The 11,145-nt window shown below is 48.0% G+C and carries 11 protein-coding genes; 6 read left to right on the top strand and 5 right to left on the bottom strand.

Annotation, left to right across the window (positions count from 1 at the left end; translation table 11 throughout):
• Positions 1–4 precede the first annotated feature (4 nt).
• Positions 5–1,030, bottom strand: coding sequence for an HTH-type transcriptional repressor PurR (gene purR / locus AACS05_RS10445; protein ID WP_003832757.1), 1,026 nt, complete (start codon positions 1,028–1,030; stop codon positions 5–7).
• A gap of 297 nt (positions 1,031–1,327) precedes the next feature.
• On the opposite strand from purR, the gene cydH reads away from it, so the two are divergent.
• Both cydH and AACS05_RS10455 read left to right on the top strand, forming a co-directional pair.
• A complete protein-coding gene (gene cydH / locus AACS05_RS10450; RefSeq protein WP_072036634.1) occupies positions 1,328–1,417 on the top strand; it encodes a cytochrome bd-I accessory subunit CydH in 90 nt (29 codons plus the stop codon).
• A 177-nt stretch (positions 1,418–1,594) separates the two neighbouring features.
• Positions 1,595–2,764, top strand: coding sequence for an MFS transporter (locus AACS05_RS10455; protein ID WP_045442435.1), 1,170 nt, complete (start codon positions 1,595–1,597; stop codon positions 2,762–2,764).
• Positions 2,765–2,803: 39 nt separating this feature from the next.
• Here AACS05_RS10455 and sodB read toward each other — a convergent pair whose 3' ends face one another.
• Together sodB and AACS05_RS10465 are read right to left on the bottom strand one after the other, a co-directional pair.
• The gene (gene sodB / locus AACS05_RS10460) at positions 2,804–3,385 is read right to left on the bottom strand and encodes a superoxide dismutase [Fe] (protein WP_005127188.1); all 582 of its coding nucleotides are present in this window, start codon (positions 3,383–3,385) and stop codon (positions 2,804–2,806) included.
• A gap of 127 nt (positions 3,386–3,512) precedes the next feature.
• A complete protein-coding gene (locus tag AACS05_RS10465) occupies positions 3,513–4,340 on the bottom strand; it encodes a C40 family peptidase (RefSeq protein WP_045442439.1) in 828 nt (275 codons plus the stop codon).
• Between the two features lie 333 nt (positions 4,341–4,673).
• Here AACS05_RS10465 and grxD point away from each other — a divergent pair, with 333 nt between their 5' ends.
• On the top strand, positions 4,674–5,021 hold the full coding sequence (gene grxD, locus AACS05_RS10470; RefSeq protein WP_045442441.1) for a monothiol glutaredoxin 4: 348 nt from the start codon (positions 4,674–4,676) through the stop codon (positions 5,019–5,021).
• Between the two features lie 209 nt (positions 5,022–5,230).
• Here grxD and tpx read toward each other — a convergent pair whose 3' ends face one another.
• Positions 5,231–5,737, bottom strand: a complete 507-nt coding sequence (gene tpx / locus AACS05_RS10475) for a thiol peroxidase (protein WP_045442444.1) — start codon at positions 5,735–5,737, stop codon at positions 5,231–5,233.
• 114 nt (positions 5,738–5,851) lie between these two features.
• Between tpx and ycjG the strand changes: the two genes are divergently transcribed.
• Complete coding sequence (gene ycjG, locus AACS05_RS10480) at positions 5,852–6,817, top strand: L-Ala-D/L-Glu epimerase (RefSeq protein ID WP_045442448.1); 966 nt, start codon at positions 5,852–5,854, stop codon at positions 6,815–6,817.
• Here the strand turns inward: ycjG and mpaA are convergent.
• Positions 6,792–7,520 (bottom strand): murein tripeptide amidase MpaA, encoded by a 729-nt coding sequence (gene mpaA / locus AACS05_RS10485; protein ID WP_045442451.1) that lies wholly within the window; start codon positions 7,518–7,520, stop codon positions 6,792–6,794. The genes ycjG and mpaA overlap by 26 nt on opposite strands.
• Positions 7,521–7,704: 184 nt before the next feature.
• On the opposite strand from mpaA, the gene mppA reads away from it, so the two are divergent.
• Both mppA and AACS05_RS10495 read left to right on the top strand, forming a co-directional pair.
• Positions 7,705–9,318, top strand: a complete 1,614-nt coding sequence (mppA, locus tag AACS05_RS10490; protein ID WP_045442453.1) for a murein tripeptide ABC transporter substrate-binding protein MppA — start codon at positions 7,705–7,707, stop codon at positions 9,316–9,318.
• Between the two features lie 676 nt (positions 9,319–9,994).
• On the top strand, positions 9,995–11,145 hold a 1,151-nt coding region (locus AACS05_RS10495), incomplete at its 3' end, for an autotransporter outer membrane beta-barrel domain-containing protein (protein ID WP_045442463.1).

Below are 11,145 nucleotides of genomic sequence, written 5' to 3' on the forward strand. Positions count from 1 at the left end.
AGGTTTAACGACGGTAATCGCGGAATGGGCCGTCGGCAACGGAGCGACGCTCCACCAGTCGAGGGTGGACCTCAATAGATTGCGACTCTTCGCGCTTGTTTACGATACGGTCTAACAGCATATTGAAGGCAGTCTCACCTAACGAATCTTTCGGCTGGTGAATCGTGGTCAACGCTGGCGTGAAGAAGCGGGCGTTGCGCACGTTGTCATAACCGATCAACGACACATCCTGCGGTACACGCAAACCCATCTCGTCAGCGGCGCAAAGAGCACCCATCGCCATAATATCGCCACCGCAGAAGACGGCAGTCGGACGATGCGACTGGGAGAGGATTTGCTGCATGGCGCGATATCCGGATTCTGGTTCAAAATCGCCCTGTACGATCCAGTTTTCAGGTACTTTAATCAGCGCTTCTTCCATCGCTTTCATAAATCCTGCCAGGCGTCCGGCGCCGGTGTTGCGCTCCATAGGGCCTGGGATCACGCCAATCTCGCGGTGGCCGCGTTCTACCAGATATCGACCCGCCATATAACCGCCTTCGAAAGCGTTATCAATGACCGTGTCGGTAAAGTCGGCTTTCGCTTCGCCCCAGTCCATGACGACCATCGGAATATGGCGATACTCTTCGAGCATGGAAAGCAGTGATTCCGGATACTCAGAGCACATTACCAGTAAGCCATCGACGCGCTTTTGCGCCATCATTGAGAGATATGCCTGCTGCTTTTCGAGGCTATTCCATGCGTTACCCAGAATCAGCGTGTAGCCTTTCTGGAAACAATTTTTCTCAACGGCTTCGATAATTTCCGCGAAATAGGCGGCTTCGCTGCTGGTCGCCAACAAGCCGATCGACTTGGTGTGATTTACCTTCAGGCTGCGCGCAACTGCGCTGGGAGAGTAGTGCAACTCTTTAATGGCTGCCCAGACAGCATTACGCGTTTCTTCCGCGACAAAGCGCGTCTTGTTAATTACATGTGATACGGTTGTAGTGGAAACGTTTGCTCGCTTCGCTACATCTTTAATTGTTGCCATTACATCTCACTCCAGACCATATCCTAAGCTCCTGAGAATACTCCAGGTAAACGTTTGCCTTTACACACCCTTAACGCAACGTCAGGGTTGCGGCACGCCGGGAAAACGACACGGAACGTCAGGAAGGGGTCAATGGCCGGTACGCTAATCAAGTAAGCGTGGAATTTTGTCTGATCTTAACGAAAAGGGGAAGAGTTAAAAGCATTTATCAATATAAATCGTGAGAGATTTTTGCGTTCAAGTATGCAAAAATGCGCAATATCACTTTTTGTGTGGGAATAAAAAGGAGAAAACTTGATGAGCACCGATCTGAAATTTTCGTTAGTCACCACCATTATTGTTCTGGGCCTGATTGTAGCAAGTGGTTTGACCGCAGCACTGCATTGATTTACTCCGAGGGAGAGCAATCTCCCTCATCCCTTCAGCACGTTTTTCCCGTTCTATTATTTGCGAATTTGCAAAAGTCTTTTGCAAATTTGTTAACTTTATTATTTTTGCGATCAATGTCATGCTTTTGACTCTTATTACGTGTCGTGCCACGGCTCGACGTTATGGAGTCGAAGTATGAAAATAAATTATCCGTTACTGGCACTGGCGATTGGTGCGTTCGGTATTGGCACGACCGAATTTTCTCCTATGGGATTATTACCCGTCATTGCCCGGGGGGTGGATGTATCGATTCCTGCTGCCGGAATGTTAATCAGCGCATATGCGGTTGGCGTGATGGTGGGTGCTCCGCTGATGACATTGTTGCTTTCTCATCGTGCGCGCCGTAATGCGCTTATTTTTCTGATGGTGATATTTACACTGGGTAATGTGCTTTCGGCAATTGCACCGGATTACACGACTCTCATGCTGTCACGTATTTTGACCAGTCTTAATCACGGCGCTTTTTTTGGCCTTGGTTCTGTTGTGGCGGCGAGCGTGGTGCCAAAACACAAGCAGGCCAGCGCGGTTGCTACCATGTTTATGGGCCTAACGATCGCCAATATTGGCGGTGTCCCTGCGGCAACCTGGCTGGGCGAGACCATCGGCTGGCGAATGTCCTTTTTGGCAACTGCGGGTCTGGGCGTGATTGCGATGATCAGTCTGTTCTTCTCGTTACCTAAAGGCGGGGCAGGAGAGCGTCCTGAAGTGCGTAAAGAACTTGCGGTGCTGATGCGTCCGCAGGTTGTCTCGGCGCTACTGACCACCGTATTGGGGGCAGGTGCGATGTTTACGCTTTATACCTATATCTCACCCGTGCTGCACAGTATTACCCATGCCACACCAGCATTTGTCACCGGGATGTTGGTGTTAATTGGTGTTGGTTTCTCTATAGGTAATTATCTTGGTGGTCGGCTGGCAGACAAGTCGGTCAACGGCACGCTGAAAGGCTTTTTATTACTGCTGATGGTCATTATGCTGGCAATTCCATTTCTGGCGCGTAATGAGCTGGGAGCGGCTATCAGTATGGTGGTCTGGGGCGCGGCGACGTTTGCGGTAGTCCCGCCTTTGCAGATGCGCGTGATGCGCGTTGCCAGCGAAGCGCCAGGATTATCTTCATCGGTTAATATTGGGGCATTTAATCTGGGCAATGCCCTCGGGGCTGCGGCTGGTGGCGCAGTGATATCCGGTGGGTTAGGTTATAGCTTTGTGCCGGTGATGGGGGCGATTGTGGCGGGGCTGGCTTTGCTGCTGGTCTTCATCTCAGCGAAAAAGCAGCCTCAGGAAGCGTGCCCGACTGTAAATTAACACTAAAACGCAGAAGGGGATCCCTTCTGCGTTGTCATTTTATGCTGCGAAGTTTTTCGCAACAAACTCCCAGTTTACCAGCGCCCAGAAATGCTCCAGGTAGCCAGGACGTGCATTGCGATAGTCGATGTAGTAGGCGTGTTCCCAGACGTCAACGGTCATCAGAGGTGTCGCATCGGTGGTCAGTGGTGTACCTGCGTTAGAGGTGGAAACGATAGCCAGTTTGCCATCCGTCCCTTTTACCAGCCAGGTCCAGCCGGAACCGAAGTTCTTAATTGCGGCATCGGTGAATTGCGCTTTGAAGTCTGCGAAGCTGCCAAAGGATGCAGTAATGGCCTCGGCCAGTTTTCCGGTCGGTTCGCCACCAGCGTTTGGTGCCAAGCAGTTCCAGTAGAACGTGTGGTTCCATACCTGAGCTGCGTTATTAAATACACCGCCTTCAGAGCTACGTACGATCTCTTCCAGTGACTTGCCTTCAAACGCTGTGCCTTTAATCAGATTGTTCAGATTGGTCACGTAGGTTTGATGGTGTTTGCCATAGTGGTATTCCAGCGTTTCAGCAGAAATGTGCGGTGCCAGAGCATCTTTGGCATACGGTAATGCAGGTAATTCAAACGACATTGCTTCTCTCCTTATTATTTATATTGAGTACACACAATAACCTCATTGTGCGTAAGGATAGGGTAGCAAATTGAAAGGTTATGCAAAAGAAGAACTTACCCTACAGCACACGCTGTAGGGTAAGTTTTTAGCGAATTGTTTTAGGCGTCATTACGCGTCGAGCGCCGACATAGTGGCGCTGCCAGTAATCTTCGCTCAGCGAGGTGATTTGAATTTCCTGACCGCTACGAGGCGACTGGATAAATTTGCCGTTGCCAACGTAGACACCGACGTGATCGGCGGTACCCCGGCCCTGTGTCCGGAAGAAGACCAGATCGCCGTTTTTCAGTTCGCCACGTTCGATAGGTGCTGCGTCCCGCAGGTGGTACATTTCATTGGCGGTGCGCGGAATGCGAAACTTCACCAAATCTTTATACGCGTAATACACCAGACCGCTGCAATCAAAACCGGTCCTTGGTGATGTGCCACCCCAACGGTAAGGTTTACCGATTTGGTTCATCAGGGTGGACATGGCGGTTTTGGTCGCTTTTTGCACTTTAACTTTATGTGTCTCAGCAAGCGTTACAGGGGTTGTCGACTTCACTTTCACACAGCGCGGTTTATGACCTTTACGCGGGGTGCATTTTTCAGTCCAGGTGACGGCGGCGGTTTGCGCTGTGGCTGCTTTCCCCCGACGGTTTGCTGTTTTAGTCGATTTTGCTGGAGTGGTTGTGCGTTTTTTTACTGAGGCGGTTTTACTGCTGGTTTTGCTGGTGGATTTTTTAGCCGTCTTCTGAGTGGTTTTGGTTGTTTTTTGACTGGCTGTTGAGCTTTTCTTTTTATCTACCGTTTTGATGGTGTGCGAAACAGTAGGCGTCGTCCTGGCTTGCTTGGAAGCATGGGCCATGGGCGTAAAAGGCAGTGTGGTAAAAAGTAAAGCACAGAGCGTGATCGAGATTCGGTTTATCCGCGCCACTGAGCAGTCCTCTGGTAAGGCAGGTCTATCGTGCCTGCGTGTGATTTACAAAACTTGATGATTCTAATCTATAGAAACGGGAAGCTTAATAGCTTTTTTCGTTTAAAACTATGTTTCGTTACCGACCGCAAAAAAAAACAGCAAATAAAGATAAAACTGGTGAACAGATAATCAAATCCACACCCTTTAAGGGGATAAGTGAGATTGTGAATGCAACTTTTAGCGACAGGGGATAAAATAATAAGGCGTAATGAAAATGTTATTTTCCGTTGCCAGCCTGACCCGCTACAATGTCAGACTACTGCCGTAAAAGAAGTTTAAGGAAGCAAGATAATGAGCACCACTATCGAAAAAATCCAGCGCCAGATCGCTGAAAACCCGATTCTCCTGTACATGAAAGGTTCTCCAAAACTGCCAAGCTGCGGTTTCTCCGCACAGGCCGTGCAGGCGCTGTCAGCCTGTGGTGAACGCTTTGCTTATGTCGATATTCTGCAAAATCCGGATATTCGCGCCGAGTTGCCGAAATACGCAAACTGGCCAACCTTCCCGCAGCTGTGGGTTGATGGTGAACTGGTTGGCGGTTGCGACATTTTAATCGAGATGTACCAGCGCGGTGAGTTGCAGACTCTTATCAAAGAGACTGCGGCGAAGTACAAAACCGAAGAACCAGATGCTGAATAATCAGCAGATATAAAAAACAACATCATCGTTGGTGACTGCCAGGCGGTTGGCCGAACAGATGGTTGTATAAGAATCCGGAAATGTTCATTCGTTTCCGGATTTTTTTGTCTGTAGCTTCCGGCAATACCTGGGGGCTATAAACAAAAAGCCAGCCAGTTTTTCAACTGACTGGCTTTATGCCAGCGAAGACGTTGTGTCTTCATAAGAACTTAGGCTTTCAGTACGTCCAGTGCGGCAGTGTAGTCTGGCTCGTTGGTAATTTCGTTGACCAGTTGGCTGAAAATAATGTTGTCATTTTCATCAATAACTACCACGGCACGTGCGGCCAGGCCTTTCAACGGGCCTTCGGAGATTTCAACACCATAGTTTTTCAGGAATTCAGCATTGCGCAGAGTTGACAGCGTGATAACGTTGCTCAGACCTTCCGCGCCGCAGAAACGAGAGTGGGCAAATGGCAGGTCGGCTGAAATGCACAGCACGACGGTATTGTCGATTTCTGTCGCCAGTTGGTTAAACTTACGTACCGATGCCGCGCAAACGCCGGTATCGATGCTTGGGAAAATATTCAGCACTTTGCGCTTGCCTGCGAACTGGGCCAGCGTAACGTCAGACAGGTCTTTAGCCACAAGAGTAAAAGCCTGAGCTTTGCTACCAGCCTGAGGAATGGAGCCGGCGACTGAAACCGGGTTGCCCTGGAAATGAACGGTTTGTGACATGGTTATCTTCCTGTTTACATATAGTTAACGTCGTGGCTAGTTTATGCCATCAACAGTTAACACGGCAAACGCTATTTGCGGATATCCGCTTCCGGGATTACATAAGGAAAATAAATGAGATCAGTTAAGGTATATGAGGAAGCCTGGCCGCTACACACTCCCTTTGTGATTGCCCGAGGCAGCAGAACAGAAGCACACGTCGTGGTGGTTGAGCTGGAAGAAAATGGCGTAAAAGGCATCGGGGAATGTACGCCTTATCCCCGTTATGGCGAAAGTGATGCTTCGGTACTGGCACAAATTATGAGTATTGCCCGGCAACTGGAAAGCGGGCTGACCCGCGAAGATTTACAGAAACTGTTGCCTGCAGGGGCTGCGCGTAATGCGATTGACTGTGCTTTATGGGACTTGAGTGCCCGGCAACAGCGACAAACGCTGGCTGAATTTATTGGCACTGAGCTGGATGCAGTTGTGACGACGGCCCAGACCGTGGTGATCGGTACCCCAGAGCAGATGGCGGCAAGCGCAGCAGCTCTGTGGGAGAATGGCGCGAAATTACTGAAAGTTAAACTGGATGCCCGCCTAATCAGCGAGCGGATGGTCGCTATCCGTGCGGCAGTTCCAGACGCCACGCTGATTGTCGATGCCAACGAATCCTGGCGTGCCGAAGGGCTCGCAGCACGTTGTCAATTGCTGGCAGATTTAGGCGTCGCAATGCTGGAACAGCCGTTACCTGCTCAGGATGATGCCGCTCTGGAGAATTTTATCCATCCGTTGCCCATCTGTGCAGATGAAAGCTGTCACACCCGCAGTAGCCTGAAAGCATTGCACGGGCGTTATGAAATGGTGAATATCAAACTGGACAAAACGGGCGGCCTGACGGAAGCGCTGGCGCTGGCGGCCGAAGCGCGCGAACAGGGATTTGCTCTGATGCTGGGATGCATGCTGTGTACTTCCCGGGCCATTAATGCCGCATTGCCGCTAACACCGCAGGTCAGCTTTGCAGATCTGGATGGCCCAACCTGGCTGGCCGATGACGCAGAGCCAGCCCTGCATTTTACGACCGGGCTGCTCCATCTCTAGGATGCCAACGCAGCAGATTAGACATCGCCAGCAGATATTTTTCGCTGGCCTCATCTGAAGAGATGGGCGGAAACTCAGCGGTAATGCAGTGTAAGTTCAGATCGGCGCACCAGCTGCCGAAAGAACCGGGCGTTTCATAACCTACGCTGGTGACCAGGGGTAATTCAAACGTCTGCGCCAGCCACTCGCCTAATTCGCTGTGTCTGGGATCTTCAATACAGGCCAGCGGATCGTGAAAAGAAACCACCCAGGCGGGATGAATGCGGTGAATAAGCTGACACAGTGCCTGAGTTTCTGGTTCAGACCCCGGATGTTCACCGGTTAACAACACCACATCGCGTTCTTCTGCACTACTGTTCCAGCGATATACTGTTTCTCCCGCTTTCCAGTTTGCCGCCGGAAAATTACGATTGAGATCCACACCATTAGCATTCGCGCGCAATCCAAGCTGGCAACCGTCAGGGTTAACCGCCAGCACAATATGATGGCGGCGCAGCGAAGGGTTAAGCGTACGCAACGCGCAGGAAAGGGTAACCACTGAAGAGTTTTCATCACCGTGAGTTCCCGCCAGAATCAGACCACTCTCGCGATCGGCCGCGGGGGCGGGAAACCAGATTAACGGTGCGCCCAGCAGTGAACGTCCGTAATGTTCGGTTCCCGGTGGAAATGCGCCGCGCTCGGCACGAGGACGGGTAACGGTCATAATCTTCTCTGAAAGCATGAATTGTTACTCGCAGTGTTGTGCAAAATGTCTGGATAATCAAATCGTTTTCACACACTTATCTTTTCAGGTGTAATATCACTTTCTTGTCGGAAGTTAATTGCATTTCCTGCTGGCGATACAAATAATTACACATTCACTTAATGGCCGGATCTGAGGGTATTTTATGAGGCATTCTGTTTCAGTAACCTGTTGTGCGCTGTTGGTTAGCAGCATTTCTTTATCGCATGCTGCGGATGTTCCCAGCGGAACGGTACTGGCAGAAAAACAAGAACTGGTGCGTCATATAAAGGATGAGCCTGCGTCGCTGGATCCGGCGAAAGCTGTAGGACTGCCTGAAATTCAGGTTATCCGCGATTTATTTGAAGGGTTGGTCAACCAGAATGATAAAGGTGAAATCATTCCCGGTGTAGCCACGCAGTGGAAGAGTAACGATAACCGCATCTGGACATTTACGCTACGCGATAACGCGAAATGGGCCGACGGTACGCCGGTAACGGCACAGGATTTTGTCTATAGCTGGCAGCGACTGGTTGATCCAAAAACACTTTCCCCGTTTGCATGGTTTGCAGCTTTGGCTGGTATCAATAATGCACAGGCGATTATCGACGGCAAAGCCACACCCGATAAACTGGGAGTTAGCGCGGTAGATGCCAGGACATTAAAAGTTCAACTGGATAAACCACTGCCCTGGTTTGCCAATCTGACGGCGAACTTTGCGTTTTACCCGGTACAAAAAACCAATGTTGAAAGCGGTAAAGAGTGGACAAAACCGGGTAATTTGATCGGCAACGGGGCCTATGTATTGCAGGATCGTGTCGTTAACGAAAAACTGGTGGTTGTGCCGAATACACACTATTGGGACAACGCCAAAACCGTATTGCAAAAAGTGACGTTCCTGCCAATTAATCAGGAATCTGCGGCAACAAAGCGTTATCTCGCCGGTGATATTGATATTACGGAATCCTTTCCGAAAAACATGTATCAGAAACTGTTGAAGGATATTCCGGGGCAGGTTTACACCCCACCTCAGCTCGGTACTTATTATTATGCGTTTAATACGCAGAAAGGGCCGACGGCAGATTCGCGAGTGCGCCTGGCGCTCAGTATGACTATCGATCGCCGTCTGATGGCGGAAAAAGTCTTAGGTACCGGGGAAAAACCAGCCTGGCATTTCACGCCGGATGTCACTGCAGGCTTTGTACCTGAGCCTTCTCCATTTGAGCAAATGAGTCAGGAAGAGCTGAATGCTCAGGCGAAAACGTTGTTACGTGCAGCGGGCTATGGGCCGCAGAAACCGCTTAAACTGACGCTGCTGTACAATACTTCGGAAAACCATCAGAAGATCGCCATCGCCGTTGCTTCTATGTGGAAGAAAAATCTCGGTGTTGATGTGAAGTTGCAAAACCAGGAATGGAAAACCTATATCGACAGCCGTAATACCGGTAATTTCGATGTGATCCGCGCCTCCTGGGTAGGTGATTACAATGAACCATCAACGTTCCTGTCGTTATTAACATCGACTCATTCCGGGAATATTTCCCGGTTTAATAATCCTGCATACGATAAAGTGTTGACCCAGGCCACGATGGAAAACACGGAAAAAGCACGTAATGCGGATTATAACGCCGCAGAAAAAATCCTGATGGAACAGGCTCCCATTGCGCCTATTTATCAGTACACCAACGGGCGTTTAATTAAACCATGGCTGAAAGGGTATCCCATTACCAACCCTGAAGATGTGGCCTATAGCCGTACAATGTATATTGTGAAGCACTAGTTGAATACATGCTCCTGATAGCCTTCGTTAACCTCATCTAAAACCAGAGCTGGCGCGGATTACAGCGCCAGCACCTCTCGTGAACCTTTGTTAACCGCATCAGGAAACCTCATTTTTTTGACGGTATAAATGACGTATTAAACGAATTACCGTCATAATCTATCACCCATGACGGTATTTATTGAAACTGGATACCGTCAATGCTTACCGATACAAAGCTCAAAAACCTGAAACCTAAAGAAAAAATGTATAAGCAATCAGACCGTGATGGCCTCAGGCATTTGACGTGCTTGTTGCGTTAAATGGGTTGTATTCCAGGGCTGATTTTATTCATCAAACCCTGCCGCGGACTATTTATTGGAGCAATAGAGTTGTACTACGCGAATATTGCCGCAATGGCTCGGCGAAGCTCGAGATAATCAGTGCAATAGTGGAATCAGGGCAGCGGCACTGAGGCTGACTAGCTATATATTTTTCGGAATCACCTTAATTTTATCATACAAATTTCATGCTAACTGCATGTTAAAATACTATCAATAATTTCATGTGGTTGCCCTACAGTAATGGCTGGGTTAAATAATAATTAAATTTGTCCCCAATATGTTTCATGTAATTGTGATGTGTTTAGTCTCATTGAAATAGTGTTTATCAATAGTAATGGTGAAGTGAGGAAAAATTGAATAGCAAAAAAAAATTAATTGCCCTGGTTGTTTCTAGTGCTGTATTTGGCCCTGCAACCACACAAGCCCAAATGATAATTAATGATAATATATCTGTCAAAGATACATGGGGGGTCTTTAATCCCGGAGGTGCCGGTTTGTATTTAATTGATAATACAACCATTAATGTTGAAGTTACAGGAAATGGTTCGCAGGCCCATGGGATATTAGTGAATGCTTCTCCTACAGAGAGCACCGGTGATACCAAAACAATAGTTAAAAACAGCACTATAACTTCCCAAGGAAATGGGGCTTATCTTGTTGGTGGTTATACCCAATTTGATAACTCTAAAATCATCTCTTCTGGCAATTATGGTATTGTCACAAAAGGTGGAATTGTTCAACTTGAAAATGGTAGTTCTATTAATACTAAAAATAACACTATCGGCCTCTATCTGACTAAGGGTTATGATGGTACCTATGCCGATAATGAGGTTACACTAAACAATTCATCTATCGCGACCGAAAATGGCCCCGCAATAGCGGTAGGTGCTGACGCTACTGCACATATACATGTATATAATTCTAAAGTTGACAGCGGTAATGATATATTACTCACTACCAGTGATAATTCTGTTGTTGATATGGACTTTAATGGAAGCGTAGCTACAGGTAATATAACCGCAGCAGGAAATGCAGCGATTGATGTTTTATTGTTCAATAAATCATATATTTATGGTTCAATGAATAATGTTAACAGCCTTAACATTGATTCGTCTTCAGAGTGGAAAGTCTTCGGGGACTCAGATTTAAACTCCTTGATAAATTCCGGCGTAGTTAATCTTTCAAACGCAAGTACAGTCGGTACAATACTAACCATTAACAATAATTACAAAGGTGATGGCGGCGTAATCATTTTTAACTCAAAACTATCTGATGATAGCTCGCTTACCGATAAACTGGTGATTAATGGTGATAGTGAGGGGGATACTAATGTTATTGTTAACAACCTTGGTGGTACCGGCTCCCAGACACTAAATGGAATTGAAATAATAACGGTCAAAGGAAACTCAAATGGTGTTTTCACGCAATATGGACGTATTGTTGCAGGAGCCTATGACTATAATTTAATAAAAAACGGTAATGACTGGTATTTAGTCAGCACTAT

The organism is Citrobacter sp. S-77, assembly GCF_963864895.1.
Lineage (GTDB): Bacteria > Pseudomonadota > Gammaproteobacteria > Enterobacterales > Enterobacteriaceae > Citrobacter > Citrobacter murliniae.